The following is a 15,384-nucleotide window of genomic DNA, read 5'->3' on the forward strand; positions in this document are numbered from 1 at the left end:
TTATTGCAGACGTTCTGGTAAGCCGAGGCTTGAGCCGGATGATTGGTAACAATCTTGTCCGGTTCTTAGGGGAGGAGGATACGGCGACGTATGCCTCCTTACCCGACACCAAGCATATTGAACAGAAGTCGTTCAGTTGCATTTGAAGTATCAAGATTCTGGTCGAGGACGTGCAAAGCGACCTGTTTACGATTGAGTAAGTCTACAATGGGTAGCCACCGAGATACCGATACCGTTGGCGAATTCCCCAAACAGCTAAACTGAACCGATTAGTTCAGTAATGAAACGATTGAGAACCTTCTGAGCAGTTTTATACCCAGTAGGACTAAATATAGCGAAGCTGTCACAAGGGGCAAGATCAGCAGCCGCACAAAATCTTTGCGCGGTCGTACCTTCCCAAGTCATTACTAAATAAGGGTTTATCTGGGGACGAAAAATCTGTTGCTTATTTTTTTTCTTAAATAGATAGCTATGTGTAGCGTTTCAAATCCTGTTAACGCTTACCCCTACTTTATATCTCACGATATTCAGAACTTTGGAAGGGGACGAAAAAACAATTTTTTTAGCTTCTTCTTTTTCTTCAGATGAACTAGCTACTTTACTAGCTGCTTCACTAGCAGCTACTTTGAGAAGGGTTTTGTCAACTTCATTTGTAAGCCAGCGCGCTCCACCCACACCGACCAACACAGCACCCACTAATGATGAAAGGGTAATGCCAGACGACTCGACTGGATTTTGATTTAGATTAGGACTGCCGGCAATTACATAATATGCCATCGGCCCATAAAGCCCCCACGAAATAGCGGCAGAAATAGCGCCAATGAGGACGTTGCCAATGAAACCAGGTCTTATGATGCTGTTTCCATTGTTAATTTTTTCGGTTCGCGGCAGAACAAAACCATTATCAGATAGAAGAGCGTTGATCAACCCACCAACTGCTCCAGCACAAGCAATGATAAGTAGTAAAGACCAGATTGACATATATTTTCACAGGTAATTAAGATTCAATTCAACCGTTAGTCCTAGTCCTTGATTGTTATACAGTGAAATTTATTTGTCGTTGTGCCAAATTAATGTCATCAAGGGCGTGAAGCTTGAACTCTCTAGCATGAAGCTTAGAAGCAGCACAAGGAACTTACAAGCTGTATCAACACAAATTCTTGCCAACCTAAAGTGGATAAGGCTTAACTTGATGACACGAACTTGTCTCAACGCAATTTAATTGGTCACTGTACAAATTTTTATAACAGCATTTAAACTTATTTTAGCAGTATCAGTGAATTTACTATCGTAAATTTACTACTATTTTCCTAAAAATGCTTGATTTCAGGTGCTAAAAGCTCTTTAGCTCCAGTTAACTCAATATGATATTGATGTGAGTGTTTATCCTAGTAAAATTAACGGTTTTTCCGCCTGCTATAAGGTACATTCAGCAAATCAATCGCCCGTTTCTTGGCCGCTTCCCCCCGCCTATCATATTTACTAGTCGTACTTGGCGACGCATGACCTGCAAGTTTAGCTACCGTAACGATATCTGCACCCGCATCCAATAGATTACCGATAAAAGTTCTTCTAAAATCATGGGGTGTAAAGGCATCCACCTCGGCTTTTTCCCCACGTCGTTGCAAAGCTCGTAATACACCCTGCTCACTCATCCGTTTTGGAATAATTTTATTTGCCTTATTTAAAGGATAAAAAAGCGGCCCTGGTTCTTTACCCCGAATCAGCAGCCAATCAGTAACAGCTTGCACACCAGCTTCGGGTAAGTAGACAATTCGTTCCTTACGCCCCTTAGCTTCCCGTATTGTTAATGACCGAGTGCGCGGCTTAAAATCGCTCAAATCAAGAAATGTTACCTCACTGCGGCGTAACCCTACCGTCAAAACTGCCAGCAGTGCCGCATCTCTGCGACCCAATGTTGAGTCATCTTGAATACAATCTGACCACAGCGCAACAATTTCTTCGGTATCAAGGGAGCGCCCCTTCAATAAACTCTGGCCCCGCACAGACTCAATATCAGATGCTCGTCCATACTCATCTGTGGACATCAACCCCAACCGCCAAGCTTCCTTAAGCGTCCGCCGCAACGCACACAGCATTTTGTTCGCCATCGCTGGGCTGTATTTTTCCATCAGCACTGACCTGACCGCAGCCGTGTGCTGGTAACGCAACTTTGACCAATCCAAGGTGCTTGCATCACAAGTGCCACTGGTTAGCAGTTGGGAGATCGCATTTAACGCCTCCCGCATAGTTCGCCGCGAACCTTCACCAAGACTGTTAAGGTACACTTCAGCTGGGTGCATTGTTAGCGGTACTGGTTGATTTAACGCCAGCGACTCTGGGCTAAAATCGGATGCGATCGCGTGGTTCACGGCCTGTCTGATAGATGCTTTGAAATAGATCCTCCTCTAAATGTGCCGTAACCACAAGCCTTTTAACCTCTAAGAATTGCGTGAAGTACTTTTCTCTACACCTATTTCCGCCAGAAGGCTCTCTATTCCTAGATATTGTGTCTGTGTCAGCTATTTGACTGATTGCTACTTTAATTTTTTGGCCAAGTTAGCTAAACGAGTCATGCTAGAGCGAATATTACCTGCTTCTTTGCGACTCTTGAGCCGTTTTTTGGCTTCTTTTATGACTTGTTTCATGACTGAATCTTTTTCTTTGCAAGTAACATAAAAAGCTTCCAAAAGCGTTTCAACTGTGATTTTTTCTTCGTTGCATAGTTCATCGAGTTCTTGCTTGATTGCAGCTTCCAAGCGTACAGGTACTCTAGGGGCAATTTCCGGGAAGTTGGCTAGTTGCTCTTCCAATTTTGTGAGTTCCGAAACGGAGCTATCAGCAGTCGAGGTTACATCAACATCGCTTTTTGGTGAAGAAAGCTGTTGTGGAGCTAATACATCTTCTCGTGGTGCAACTGTTGGTGCAACCGCTCTATTTCTAATTTCATCTAGGATATTCATCTTTTCACCTCATAGTAAAATTTATTACACTGGTTCACTCTTAATTAATTTGGCATATTCTTCTGTCAAAGCTGGCTTGAGTCGTTGAGCTAGGACATGAATCGCATATTCCAGATTTGGCTGTCCTAAGTCTGTTGGTGCAACCCGTTGGTTAATGGCATTTTTGAATACATCGGATTCTAAGATATGCGGCAACATCAACTCATCCCCCACTAACTGCTGCATGGTATCGATGCTGGTTTTAGTAGCGTTTGTGGGATGCAAACCAGTCCAGCGTGCGCGAAACGGCACTACACCCATTAGTTCACCGTAAGGTAGGGCTGGTTTAAATTCTTTAATTAATTCCATAGTCCGCAACAGGGATTGCACTCCCTTGACGTTTGACTCGGCTGGAATCACCCACCTGTCACCAGCACCCAAGGAAGTCTGGGCTAAATGTGAACGTTCTGGGGGTGGGTCTACAATTGCCACACCAAAATTACTCACAATTGGTTGCAGGCGATTTCTTAAAATAAACAGACTTAAGCCACTGGAGGCCAATTTATAGTTAGCACTCTCCAAACCATCATCTGAAGGAATTAAGAACAGGTTGCTATTGTTAATGATGCGGTCGCCCAGTTTAACGTCTGGTACGGACGCAATGGCATCGATAATTTTTGTTTTCTCTTCTGGCTGTGTCAGAACTTCCAGTAAGGTTGGGGTATCAGGCTGCACTTGTACCCCTAAGAAACTGGTCAAGCTAGATTGAGGGTCGCAATCTACAAACAAAACGGGAATCCCTAAGCGACCCAGATACCTGCCCAGCATCAAGGCTACCGTAGACTTTCCCTGACCCCCAGCCAAGCCCAAGGATACGACTGTTGGCGGATAAGGCATAGAACAATTACATAAAAATACTAAAGTACAATGTGACCAATATACTAATGTACTTTTGTACAATTGTGCTATAGTTCAATTTTACTTTTGTACAAAAGTAAAATTGTATTTTAGTTAAAGTGTGATTTCCTTTCCTTAACTTGCCAACCATAAACCCCAAGTAGTGTGGATGTGCTGTTCAATATAGATATTGCAGTTCCTCACTACAACTTATAATTGAGCCACGTATCATGACAATCAAAGAACAACTGCTACAAGAAATTGAAAAAGTACCAGAACCTCTTTTACAAGAAGTGTTAGATTTTCTGCAATTTTTACAGAATAAGCACCAACAAGAGAAATTAGAAATAACCCTCTTAAGTGAATCTTCACTACAAAAAGATTGGCTCAAACCTGAAGAAGAGGCAGCATGGCAGGATTTGTAAAAGGTGATGTTGTTATTGTCCCGTTCCCTTTCTCCGACTTGACCCAAGCTAAACGTAGACCTGCTTTAGTTGTTGCTAATCTTCGAGGGAATGACCTGATTCTCTGTCAAATTACTAGTCAAACTGTGAGCGATGAATATGCTATTAGCATTGACAATAGTGACTTTAGCACAGGTGGACTCAATCAAATTAGTAATATCCGACCATCACGCTTGTTCACAGCTGATGAATCAATCATTCTCTACAAAGCAGGTCAACTCAAACCAGAAAAACTAGAAGAAGTCATAGTGAAAATAATTGAGATATTGGAACAATAACAAAACTTTGTAAATTAATTAACAGTGAAGAGCTAAGTATCAAAAGAAATCGGCTTACCGTTGAAATGGTTGTAAATATCTACTGGGTATTGAGTTAGGTCGAGGGGAAGTATTATCTTCCGCTCGACCTAACTGCTACCCGCTTAGGCATCCACATAGAAGAAACGCGGTTCATCTTCATTTTGGTCGGCAAGTGCAGCTGTTAAGACATCCGTAATTTTTAGGGTGACGCATTCCCTGACAGGGCAAACAGTTTAGTTATTCTTAAGGCCACCATCTTGCTATATCGAGTATAGCCGAAACGACTTCTGCTACTGCTGTCTGTCCACCTAACGCAAAGATGACCGGAGCAAGTGCCTCTATATCTTGCAGCAAATCATTACGAGTACGCACCGAACATTGATGAAGTGTGTCAGACCAAATAGGCAAGAGTTGACTAGCTGGTATTTGTGACAAATATGGAGCGAAAGTACTCAGAGTTTCAAAACGAGACCACTCTGCCTGAATTGCCCTTGCAGTAGCAAGAGCTTCACCTAACAACTCTGGCGGTATTTTTTCTGCCAAATCTTTCAAAAGACGGAGACGATCTTTATCAGATTTAATTGCTTTTGTCACAGCAAGAGCTTCTGGTAGTAACTCAGGTAGCTTGTCAGCTAAAATACTGAGAGCAGAAGCACGCAAGAAATCTGACGAAAGTTTCCTAGCAGCAGCAACTGCTTCTGGCATTACTTCTGGCAATTTATTAGACAGAGTAATCAATACATGGGTACGGTGATACTCATTGTCAATTACCCTAGCAGCAACAAGGGCTTCATTTATTAACTCTGATGGCAATTTATCAGCTAGGTCTTTCAAAGTGAGAGAACGATGTAACTTATCCTGAATTGAAATAGCACAAGTCAGGGCTTCTGACAAAACTTCTGGTAGCTTATCAGCTAAAGAAATTAAAGCCTTAACACGTTCGTACTCATTCTGAATTGCCCTAGCGGTAGTAAGAGCCTTAGGTAATAACTCTGGTAATTTTCCAGATAACGTAATTAAAATACAGGTTCGGTTATAATCATTCTTTATCATCCTAGCAGCAGCAACAACTTTACTTATTAACTCTACTGGTGTTCTTTCAGCAAACGCACTTAGAGCCAAAGTATAATAATATTCTGATTGTATTTCTTTTATAATACAAAAAGCTTGCGGCATTAATTCTGGCGGAAGTATCCTCAATAAAGCAACTAGAACTCTATTACGATATTTCTCAGATTTAAATTTTTTTACAATACAAAGAGTTTCGGAGATTGACTCTAGTGTTAGCTTGTCTACTAAGACTATCAGTGCATTAGCACGAGATGACTCAACCTGAATCGCCCTAACAGTAGCAAAGGCTTCTGGTAAAATATTGTTATACTTGTAAGATAAAGCACTTAATACTTTAGCACGATTATCTTCAGACTCAATTGTTCTAGCAGCAGTAAGGGCTTCATTTATTAATTCAGGTGGTAGTTTCTTGGCTAATCTAGTCAGCGCATTAGCACGTTTATATTCACTCCCAATGACTATAGCAGCAGCCAAGGCTTCTGGCAAAATTTCAGGGTGTTTGTCAGCCAAGATACCCAGTGCTTCGGCACGAGATTCTTCAGACTCAATTGCCCTAATAGCAGTAAGAACTTTTGATAAAATATCGGGTAATTGTTCAGCTAAGACTATCAGCACTTTGGCGCGTTCGTACTCATCCTCAATTGTCCTAACTCTAGTTAGAGCGTCAGTTAATAACTCTGGTGGAAGTTTATCAACTAAATTACTGATGGCTTTGGTACGTTTATATTCGTCCTGAATTCTGGTGGCAGCAGCTAAAGCTTCTGGTAGTAGCTCTGGCATTCTATTAGCTAAGATACTGAGTGCTTCTGCACATTCGCTGTCATTTTGAATTGTTCTGGCCGCAGCGAGAGCCTCTGGTAATATTTCTAGTTGTTTTTCTGATAATGATATAAGAGCTTTAGTGCGACTTACGTCATAATTTATTGCCCTAGTAACAGTGAGAGCTTCCGGTAATCTTTTTGAATGTTTGTTAACTAATGCTATTAGAGCTTCTGCTTGATAATGATTATTCTGAAATGTTCTAACGATAGCAAAAGCTTCTGGTAAAAACTCAGGTGTTAGTTTATCTGCTAAGGCTATAAGCAATAAACTGCTGTAACATTCAGACTGAAATGCCTTAGCAGCATTGAGTACTTCTGGTAAAAACTCAGGTGTTAGTTTATCCACTAAGTTGCTCAGAAAAGAGATGCGAATTTCTTCGTCCTCAATTGCTAGCACACAAGCCAAAGCTTCTGGTAAAACTTCTGGTAGCTTCCCCGCTAAACCACAGAGGACACGGGTACGATGAGACTCATCCTGAATTACCCTAGCAGCAGCAAGGGCTTCATTGATTAACTCTGCTGGCAGTTTATCAGCCAAGTTATTCAAAGCTAGAGAACGATATAACTCATCCTGAATTGAAATAGCACAAGTTAAGGCTTCTAACAAAACTTCTGGCAGTTTGTCCCCAAAAACGCTGAGAGCTTCAACACGCTCGTAATCATTCTGAATTACCCTAGCAGATGCAAGGGCTTCATTGATTAACTCTGCTGGCAATTTACTAGCCAAGTTACTCAAGGCTCGAACGCGAGACTGCTCATTTTGAATTCCAATAGTAACAGCCAAGGCTTCTGGTAATACCTCTGGTACTTTATCAACTAACAAGTTAAAAACTTCGGCGCAATACCAATCAGGCTGAATTAACCTAGTGGTAAGAAGGGCTATTTGCAGTGCTTGTTCTTTTAGCGTTGTTGGCAATTGTTCAGCTAGAGATATCAGTGAATTTGCTTTATATTTATTGTTTGGAATTTGCAGAGCATAAGCTAAACCTTGCTGTGGAGACCAAACATTTTTTTTCACCAATGCAATAAGCAAACCTTCTGGTAAATTTGCAGCCAAGCTGTTTAAAGAAGCTTGAATTAGTGCATAACGGCATTGTAAACCAACTACTTGAGAGAGGTTTGCTTCTGCCAGAATATCTTTTTCTGCCAAATCCCATGCCTTAGAAACATCTGTTAAATAACCTGCCGTTTGTCCTAGACGCTCTCGCACTTCATACCAGCCATTGGCACCAGTTTTTGACTCTTCACGCAACAACTGGTGAATTTTATCTCCCTGTCCAGCTTTCTCTAAATGCCACACCAGGTATTGATGGATATAACCATCATCCGGTAAAGTATGCCATAAACCTTTTTGCGCTTTTTTTCGATATTTCGCCAGAAAAGTGGCGTGAGCATTAGCAAGGGTCATACCTAACCCTGCTAAATCTCCTGAACGCTTTGGCGTTGGTGAAGCTGTTAACAAATTGCGTGCAAGATAATGGAAGAGGTCATGCAAACGATAAATTCTTGTCCCATCAACTAGAGACATACCAGCTAATACTAGGGCTTTACTCCGCAGATATTCCAACGTATCAGAAGCATCACGTTCATCCTCCATACTCCAAAGTGTTGCTGTCATTTTGGGAGTAATAGTTGCATCTTCAGGTAATATACCCAGCCAAATAAAATTTTGTTTTTCCTCTTGTGGTAATCGCTGTACACTCAAATTCAAGGATGCAGTCAAGCTCAGACGTTTTAAAGAAGCTTCATCATTAGTATCTCTGACTTCAGCAGCATCAAATGATTTCAATCGGGCAATTTCTTGTTGAATATCTTGCAATAGAACTGCCCAAGAAGTACCATCCCAAACCTGTACTGCTGCTAGTTCTAATGCTAGGGGAAGGTTGCCAACTGCTTTCGCTAAGTCTTCAGCTTCCTGTTTTTCTGTGCCAGTAAGGTTTCGTCCTAATTTTTTGGTTAGGAGTTCCATCGCCTGCTCTGGCTTCATGACATCCAGGCTGTAGGTACTGGCCCCAAGTACCTTGGTGATCGCTGCCTCACGGGTTGTAACTAAGACTTGGCAACGATATCCACCTACGTTAAATACTCGTGCATCCTCAGTATTCCAAGCATCATCTACTACCAGAAGCACAGCTTTATCATATAGTAGAGTCCTCAGATGAGAGGAAGTGGCTTCTACACTGGTGGGTTTAAAGTTATAGTCACCTAATGCTTGTACCCAGCCACTCAATAACGGGAGAACATCAGGTTGCTGACCTAATGTTGCCCAAAGAATACCATCTCTAAAGTGAGCTTGTACCTCTTTATCATGTGCTAAAGCTGCTGCCAGAGTTGATTTACCTACTGAACCCAAGCCGTGAATAGCGGTGATCGCCAAAGTGCGACTGTCTGAAGCTAGATTACTGAGGAGACGAGCTTTTAAGTCTTGGCTATACTCTGGGCGTTCTACAAAGTATGTAGGTAATGGTGGTGCTTGGAACGGTTTACCTGCTTGGGGGAAAGGATTAACAATTTGGTTAGTAACAAATGTGGGGTTAGTAATTGTAGAGTTACCACCCTTAACATTTATACCCTGGTAGTTTTCAGTTACCTGATTAATTAGTGGCTCAGAGATAACTGATTCTGGTACATCTTGACCTTCTGGCTCATCTTTTTGAAAGTCCGCTTCTAAAAGTTTAGATTTCTTAGTCCTTCTGCTTTGCCATTCTTTATCAAACTGTGTGAGGTTTTTTGCCTTATCTCTTGACCATAGCTTCAGTGTGAAGTGCCAATCATCAGAACCTTGGGTTTGAATCCGGTTATCGTCCAGTATCTCCAAGAAGCTTTTCAACAAATTTAAAGCTTCTCTAATTTGCGCTTTAGTTAACTTACCAGAGTATTTATCTTTCTGTGTCAGCAACTCCAAAGCGATTAGAGTTGTTTTGACTGTCAGTTTGGGGTTAGTGCTGTCTTCTTTCCAATCGTATTCAATCTTAAAGCTACTTTCCTCAAATTCCCCATCGGCAAAATCAAGCAACGCCTCAAAAAGACGCTTAACTCGTTTTTGAATTTGAGGCCCATAAGTAGTCTTTGGCATTACATCCCAACAATCGAGCAGAAAGTTTAGGGCTACCCCAAATCGGAACTACAACCCCAAACCTGTGTAATCGAAATTTTAAGCCATTTTCAGCGAGATTGGGGTATTTGCTTATGGACACAACCCCAAAGAGAGCCTGTATGTATCAAATCTTTGGGGTAGAAACAAATGCAAAATAAACATCAAGACATTCTAGGTCAAGCTATTACCTTGTTGCTAGTAGTACAGCTTTTCCTAATTGGCATACAAGGAAAAATTCAAATTGCTCAAGGAAAGTCCTCCCTTGAGGCACTAAACTGGATAATTCAACAATCTATTCCTGTGTTGGTAAAAATTCGCTCCTTGAAAGATAAACAAGACAAAAGCGTTTCTAAAAAAGCGATCGGTAAAAAAGTATGGTGGCAATAGGGGAGGTGCATAGAGCCGAAGGTTAATGTGTATTGTCTGTCCCTTGCTGTATAAGGATTCTGTCTAATCCTGTCTGTTCTGTCCGTCTGTCTGATTAGGGGCAATTTCGATGGTATTTGCATCCAGCCAGACGGCCAGGCTATTCTCAACCAACTCATTAAACAGTCGCTTCAATTCCTCTGAACTAAACCGTTGACCTTTTACCTTAAAGTTGGGCTGTATCTCCTGTATGACTGCCGATTTTCGCTCAGTGCGCTGGAGGTATTGCAGCAACGATTGAGCTAGTGGTATTAGGGATGGGGTAGGGCTTATTTCTATCGGAGGCTTATCTAAATTAAATTCCAGTTGCCAGATGCGCTCGGCTGTTTCGTGATCTGTTGAAAGTTGGGGAGGATTCGGGTTCTCCCTTGCCTGTGGCACTGGGTTATCAAACCGAAAATCAATCCGCTTGTGGTCAAGTTTAGGAAGTTCAATCGGCAACCATTGACCGTGACCGGGTAGTTTAATTTTCCCCATACCCGATGCTTTAGCCTCTGTAGTAATTGGATCAACTTGTGCGATTAACTCAATTTCTAATAAAGCTGCATCTCTCAGTTTTGATAACCCTTTAGCTTTGGCTAATATTTCCATCGTCCGATCATGGGCGACAAATAGGGGAATCATTAATTGCTTGCGGGATTCAGTCATGGCACAGCGAAACCATTTACCGATGAAATCTGGGTCAGGCTTCCAGTTTTCGGGCGCATCCAGTGGCATCGGCTCAATAATGTGATCCGTCCATGTGGTGAACTCCTCACAAATCACCGATAACTGTTTACCAGATGCCCTTAAATGCTGTGTCCACTGCTCCTCAGTCATGCCTGACTCACGGTAAGCAGCGTAACGCAAACGCATCTCATCCATGTACCATTGCATGAAATCAGCTATTTCCCTATAGCCAGTAATCAGCCTCACGCCTCGCCATTCAACCTCAGTACCATGAGGGTCTAAAGCTACAACGTCCCAAAGAGCGTTTACCTTCTGCCAGACAATCTCTCTAGTTGTCCATGACTTACCCGAACCCATGCCCCCAAACAATAAAGCAGGGTAGCCAATGGCGTTTTTCATCCATTGGTATTTGTCAGCGTTGGCGATGACTGGCTGCTGTGAAAGTTCGGTTACTGTTCCCGGCTGGCCGTGGGGTAATTGGGGTTGCTCAAACTTATCGAAGCTTGCCCCACCATCTAGTAAATGCCCAAATTCTGTGTAATCCTCTGCCGACATTGCCATGAGTAGGGCTGTTACTTGCTGTGGGGTGATGCTGGCTATAAACTGCTGTCTAGCTTCAGCGATTTTGATACCACGCAAGCATTTCAGTAATTCATTACCAGACATCTCTAGGATCTGTTCACCCAGTTTCACAGAGTAGTTAGCCTTGACCCCCTCAAATTGTTTGGTAGCGCGGTAGTGCGGTCTGATATCGCTTAGATAATCCCTTGCCTTAGAGGTGGCCCACAAGCCAATCCCCCCCAACACCATCGCCCCTAATCCAAGGTGAATCTTAAACGGGTTGTCTGCCGGGAGTGAGCGAAAAACGTACAGGCTATCGTGCTGGAGGAAGGCCCAAGGGTTGTAGTTCGGGTTGCTGGTGCGGTACTGGTTAGCCTTTAAGTAAGGTTCCGGGATTTGCGATCGCTGCTCATATCGGCAATACTTGTTACCTAGCAATAAATGCTCTGTGTCGCCAAGGGCTTTAATTGGTGCATCATACACCCTTGCCGACTCAGGGTAAAAGCACAGTTCTTTCTTTGCAATGCCGTCGCCAACGTGAGCAGCAATGGCACAAGTCACCGCGCCTAATACCGATGCCATCATGAGGAGATTGAGACGAGGGGGTATGTTGTACGAGCGTTGATTTAGGTCAGATGGTTTGGTGTCCATAGTTATCTCTTACGGCAATATAAAGCGAAAATCACGGCTATTACTGCGGTAAAGCCGAGAATCAAGGGGAAATGGTCTTGCTGCGGTTCTTGGATGCCCTCATACTGCTTGACTTGTTGAGTCACGGATAAGAAGCTGTTACGGGCTATGGAGTCCATCTGTCGGGCATCGGCGGTTAACTTCCATGAACTAGCAGCCAGCATTAGGGTACGAGTTACCCCAATGCCAAACTTTTGGCGATCACCTACGGTGGGCGGAACGCCATCGCTGATTGTGGGGATGAAACTGTTTTCAAAACGCAGATAGCACAAAGCCCCAGCCACAGAAAGCCCAACGGGTAAACCTACCACTACTGCGGGGAACAGTCCCACACATCCGGCAAGATACAGCGATTGCGTTGATGTGACTTGAAACCCTGCCAACACTGCACCCTGAGCAATACCACGAAGTACGGTTACACCGCTATCAGTTTGGGCAATATGTTCTTGTACCTGTTCGCTGTCGTAGTGTTCGCCCTCAATATGCTGTGTACGCTCGTCTACAATCTCTGCATCAAAGTAGATGGGTGTTTGGTTCTGGTTTTTGGTTAACATAAGGAACACTCAAAATGGTTTTACCCCTGGTACAAGCAGCACCAGGGGTCTTACTGTTAGTCAATCAACCGTCTAAAGAAACCTTTCACCCCTCGCATTGCTGCTGAACCATGCTTGTGGATGTCCCTTAAAGTTTCCTTGGCTTTATCTGTGGGTGTTAACTCCTCTTTTTTGGCGTTTACCTTCTGCCAGAGTTGAGTTTTCGCTTTCGTTGCGTCAATCTCAATTCCTCGCAGTTCGGCGCGGTGTGATTCACCTAGTAGGTTTAGCGTCCTAGAGTGGCGGAATTGCTCTTGTCCCAATTGGTTGTCAGAGGCGATAACCTTCTGCTGTAAGCCGTACCCTAAACGCGCATCACTGACTCTGACTTTTGACCAATTATCAGCCATGCGATTTATAGAAGTCCCTGCCTCGATGAGAAACTTCGTTTCTTCTGCCATCAATACTTCAGTCGCCTGTAAGCCTTGTGAGAGGTTGCCGAATACTGCCTTAGCATTTTGGGCGCGTTGAGTTTGTTTGATGCGGAAATCTGCTACAGTGGCGGCGGCTGTCTCATTGCCGTCTAGGGCTTGAAATATGGTTTCTTGGCTGATGCCCGAAAGGGAGTGTAAAGCAGCATAGGTAATGGGTGCATCTAGTTTGAGTTTTACTGTCCGGTTCATCACTCCCATGCTCCTAGTTCTTCCAATCTTGTGAAGATGTTGTTTGCTTTGTCTCTAGTTGCGTCATCAGTGATATCGTTAGTTTCAAACTGGTCATAGATTCCAGATTGTAAGTATGGCAGTGTTTCTTGGATGATTTGTTGTTGCTCTGGTGTTCTGCCTAAGTCTGGTTGGTATGGGTCATCATTGGCCACAATATAAGCTGCTTCTTGTGCCAAATCTGACGGGCATCCATTGTTTGTGAGTGCGTTTAATGCGGCGGTAAATAGATTCTCGTTATTCATCTTGGTAAGATCCTTGTAGTGTATGTACCCGATGCACTGGTGGGCGAACGCTCGGTGTCCAGTCAAGCGTTCGCTCTCCCCATTACTGAAGAAAACCTTCCTTCGATACATCCACAGCACAAGCTGTTGCTTCCCACCCCAGCGCGTTGAGAAACTGGGTTACATCGCCCATCGTGACATCTGCATCAATTTGCAGTGCTAAAAATTGGGGATGTTGTCTGATTTGAGTGAGTAATTGTTGGGCTTGTGCAATCAATTCTGGTAGTGGTTGGTAGTTCATAATTTCACTCCAAACATACTTTTAAAACCTCAGTCTGGATTAAGAGCGTTCACTGTGACAAAAGGGCAAATATTGAACCTCAATAACAGGCGATAGTTGCTGAGTTTTAGTTTGCTGCCAACTGGTATATAAATAGCTGCCAACAAACGCAGGAACAACAATACAACCCATCAAAAGTAACGGATTTACCTGAAATGCTTGCCACTTATAAGCTGCTTCTCTTGAGTCTCTATTAGCGTCGATTTTGGTTGACATACATTGCTAACCCTACGGCAAATAAACCCACACCGACTGGTGAAATAACTGCTGCTATCCCACCTATTAGAGACAGAGTAGCGACACCAGAATAAAAACAAGTTGCAGTGATTACGTGCATTTTTCTTTCTCTTGAAATCGTGAATAACAACGATAAAAAGCGACTGTCAGATAGTGCTAATCTGTAGGCAATATCTAGATATTTGCTGCCAGATTCATGATTTGTTCTAATGACTTCTGAGCAGTTCGTGGTTTCGGGGTAATTCCCCGTTGGGCTAAAAAATCGTTAGCATCAATTCCTTTGATGGAGTGAGCAGCAGTTGTTAATTCAGTTGCCAACTCATCTAAGTAATCTTCTAAACCATTTCTGATTGTGGTGGAATGAATATGGACAAAGTTATTAACGACTGATTGACCACTGATAAACGCTAGTGTGGAAGTGATTTTATCAATGGTTAATGTGTAGTTTCCGGCAAACTCATTTAGTGCATTTAATGCCCCATTGATAATTTTTTGTTGTTCTGGCACTGGCAGAGTATTGTTAGTTGATGGAGCAATCGCAGCTACTTCTTCACTATGTTCTTGTTCAGCTTTCTGTTTCAGGACTTGTGCCAAAGTTTCAAACTCAGCCAAGCTAATTTCTTTGAGGCTGTCAAAATCATCTGGATGGGATTCTTGCAGAGAGAATCTAATAATTTCTTCTGGCATATCTAACCGTTCGCAAACTTCTTTGATAGCAATCATGTTTTGTGTCTTCATGCTGCATTACCTCTGGTTACTTGATGAAATTGGCTAGTAAACTTCGCGGGGCTAAAATCTTCGGGATGCTTCTTGATATAGTTCTTGACCCGTTCAGCCGACTTGAGATTTTGCATGACCCGACCAATACGGGACAAACACCAAGATTGGTATGGTGACAATGGACAAGAGCGGTCTGTACTGCCATCGGCCTTGACTGGGTAGGCTTGGCGATAGCTATCTATGCGGTACAGTGCAATGCCGTCCCAACTGACTAAAGTTGAACGAGCAACGTTAAGAATTCTTGCGAGTTCAGATTTTGTAACATAACTTGAGCAAAACAGACCAGGGGAATCTAAATCAAGTCCCCGTGAGGAATTTGACGCTTTCATAGAGCATCTATTGGTTAATGGTCAAATAGTGATTGATGGTCAGCATTAGATACTGACAAACGTAAGACAAGCATCTGATAGTTACTGCTATTTTGTTAGTTCCACACGCTAAAAGGGTTGTTTTATATAGCTTTTCCTTACTCGGTGGACACAAATCAGTTAGCGGTGCTTCATCCGTGAGAGGTTAAAGTAATTGCACATTTGTCAAGAGGGTGCAGGAAAAGGGGATAGATCCAGCTTGAAGACTGGTTTTCGTAGGGCTTTGACTACGCCTAAATCTTG

At 42.9% G+C, this 15,384-nt stretch carries 18 protein-coding genes; 3 read left to right on the top strand and 15 right to left on the bottom strand.

Features of this window, described 5'->3' with window-relative positions:
* Nucleotides 1–98: 98 nt before the first annotated feature.
* The 5 genes from H6G14_RS34125 to H6G14_RS30625 form a co-directional block, all read right to left on the bottom strand.
* On the bottom strand, nucleotides 99–251 hold the full coding sequence (locus tag H6G14_RS34125; RefSeq protein ID WP_190572445.1) for a recombinase family protein: 153 nt from the start codon (nucleotides 249–251) through the stop codon (nucleotides 99–101).
* Between the two features lie 232 nt (nucleotides 252–483).
* Nucleotides 484–981, bottom strand: a complete 498-nt coding sequence (locus H6G14_RS30610) for a hypothetical protein (RefSeq protein WP_190572446.1) — start codon at nucleotides 979–981, stop codon at nucleotides 484–486.
* A 416-nt stretch (nucleotides 982–1,397) separates the two neighbouring features.
* Nucleotides 1,398–2,303: a tyrosine-type recombinase/integrase gene (locus H6G14_RS30615; RefSeq protein ID WP_190572477.1), complete on the bottom strand. Its 906-nt coding sequence runs from the start codon at nucleotides 2,301–2,303 to the stop codon at nucleotides 1,398–1,400.
* Nucleotides 2,304–2,537: 234 nt separating this feature from the next.
* Nucleotides 2,538–2,963: a carboxysome distribution maintenance protein McdB gene (locus tag H6G14_RS30620; RefSeq protein ID WP_190572447.1), complete on the bottom strand. Its 426-nt coding sequence runs from the start codon at nucleotides 2,961–2,963 to the stop codon at nucleotides 2,538–2,540.
* A 24-nt stretch (nucleotides 2,964–2,987) separates the two neighbouring features.
* Nucleotides 2,988–3,839, bottom strand: a complete 852-nt coding sequence (locus H6G14_RS30625; RefSeq protein WP_190572449.1) for a ParA family protein — start codon at nucleotides 3,837–3,839, stop codon at nucleotides 2,988–2,990.
* A gap of 230 nt (nucleotides 3,840–4,069) precedes the next feature.
* Here H6G14_RS30625 and H6G14_RS30630 point away from each other — a divergent pair, with 230 nt between their 5' ends.
* The gene (locus tag H6G14_RS30630; protein ID WP_190572451.1) at nucleotides 4,070–4,264 is read left to right on the top strand and encodes a DUF2281 domain-containing protein; all 195 of its coding nucleotides are present in this window, start codon (nucleotides 4,070–4,072) and stop codon (nucleotides 4,262–4,264) included.
* Nucleotides 4,249–4,581, top strand: a complete 333-nt coding sequence (locus H6G14_RS30635; protein ID WP_190572453.1) for a type II toxin-antitoxin system PemK/MazF family toxin — start codon at nucleotides 4,249–4,251, stop codon at nucleotides 4,579–4,581. The genes H6G14_RS30630 and H6G14_RS30635 overlap by 16 nt, the downstream gene beginning before the upstream one ends.
* 264 nt (nucleotides 4,582–4,845) lie before the next feature.
* Here H6G14_RS30635 and H6G14_RS30640 read toward each other — a convergent pair whose 3' ends face one another.
* Nucleotides 4,846–9,570 (bottom strand): NB-ARC domain-containing protein, encoded by a 4,725-nt coding sequence (locus tag H6G14_RS30640; RefSeq protein ID WP_190572454.1) that lies wholly within the window; start codon nucleotides 9,568–9,570, stop codon nucleotides 4,846–4,848.
* 168 nt (nucleotides 9,571–9,738) lie between these two features.
* Between H6G14_RS30640 and H6G14_RS30645 the strand changes: the two genes are divergently transcribed.
* Nucleotides 9,739–9,978, top strand: a complete 240-nt coding sequence (locus tag H6G14_RS30645; protein WP_190572457.1) for a hypothetical protein — start codon at nucleotides 9,739–9,741, stop codon at nucleotides 9,976–9,978.
* A 63-nt stretch (nucleotides 9,979–10,041) separates the two neighbouring features.
* On the opposite strand, the gene H6G14_RS30650 is transcribed toward H6G14_RS30645, so the two are convergent.
* The 9 genes from H6G14_RS30650 to H6G14_RS30690 all read right to left on the bottom strand — a co-directional run bounded on the left by H6G14_RS30650 (nucleotide 10,042) and on the right by H6G14_RS30690 (nucleotide 15,102).
* The gene (locus tag H6G14_RS30650; protein WP_190572459.1) at nucleotides 10,042–11,898 is read right to left on the bottom strand and encodes a P-loop NTPase family protein; all 1,857 of its coding nucleotides are present in this window, start codon (nucleotides 11,896–11,898) and stop codon (nucleotides 10,042–10,044) included.
* A gap of 2 nt (nucleotides 11,899–11,900) precedes the next feature.
* A complete protein-coding gene (locus tag H6G14_RS30655; protein WP_190572461.1) occupies nucleotides 11,901–12,491 on the bottom strand; it encodes a hypothetical protein in 591 nt (196 codons plus the stop codon).
* A 56-nt stretch (nucleotides 12,492–12,547) separates the two neighbouring features.
* Nucleotides 12,548–13,153, bottom strand: a complete 606-nt coding sequence (locus tag H6G14_RS30660; RefSeq protein WP_190572463.1) for a hypothetical protein — start codon at nucleotides 13,151–13,153, stop codon at nucleotides 12,548–12,550.
* The gene (locus H6G14_RS30665) at nucleotides 13,153–13,437 is read right to left on the bottom strand and encodes a hypothetical protein (protein WP_190572465.1); all 285 of its coding nucleotides are present in this window, start codon (nucleotides 13,435–13,437) and stop codon (nucleotides 13,153–13,155) included. The genes H6G14_RS30660 and H6G14_RS30665 overlap by 1 nt, the downstream gene beginning before the upstream one ends.
* Nucleotides 13,438–13,519: 82 nt before the next feature.
* Complete coding sequence (locus H6G14_RS30670; protein ID WP_190572467.1) at nucleotides 13,520–13,717, bottom strand: hypothetical protein; 198 nt, start codon at nucleotides 13,715–13,717, stop codon at nucleotides 13,520–13,522.
* Nucleotides 13,718–13,756: 39 nt separating this feature from the next.
* Nucleotides 13,757–13,972 (bottom strand): hypothetical protein, encoded by a 216-nt coding sequence (locus H6G14_RS30675; RefSeq protein ID WP_190572469.1) that lies wholly within the window; start codon nucleotides 13,970–13,972, stop codon nucleotides 13,757–13,759.
* Nucleotides 13,950–14,093, bottom strand: a complete 144-nt coding sequence (locus H6G14_RS30680; RefSeq protein WP_190572471.1) for a hypothetical protein — start codon at nucleotides 14,091–14,093, stop codon at nucleotides 13,950–13,952. The genes H6G14_RS30675 and H6G14_RS30680 overlap by 23 nt, the downstream gene beginning before the upstream one ends.
* A gap of 74 nt (nucleotides 14,094–14,167) precedes the next feature.
* Entirely contained in the window at nucleotides 14,168–14,731 is a 564-nt protein-coding gene (locus H6G14_RS30685) for a hypothetical protein (protein ID WP_190572473.1), read from the bottom strand.
* On the bottom strand, nucleotides 14,728–15,102 hold the full coding sequence (locus H6G14_RS30690; RefSeq protein WP_190572475.1) for a hypothetical protein: 375 nt from the start codon (nucleotides 15,100–15,102) through the stop codon (nucleotides 14,728–14,730). The genes H6G14_RS30685 and H6G14_RS30690 overlap by 4 nt, the downstream gene beginning before the upstream one ends.
* Nucleotides 15,103–15,384: the final 282 nt, after the last annotated feature.

It is taken from the genome of Nostoc parmelioides FACHB-3921 (assembly GCF_014696625.1).
GTDB classification, from domain to species: domain Bacteria; phylum Cyanobacteriota; class Cyanobacteriia; order Cyanobacteriales; family Nostocaceae; genus Trichormus; species Trichormus parmelioides.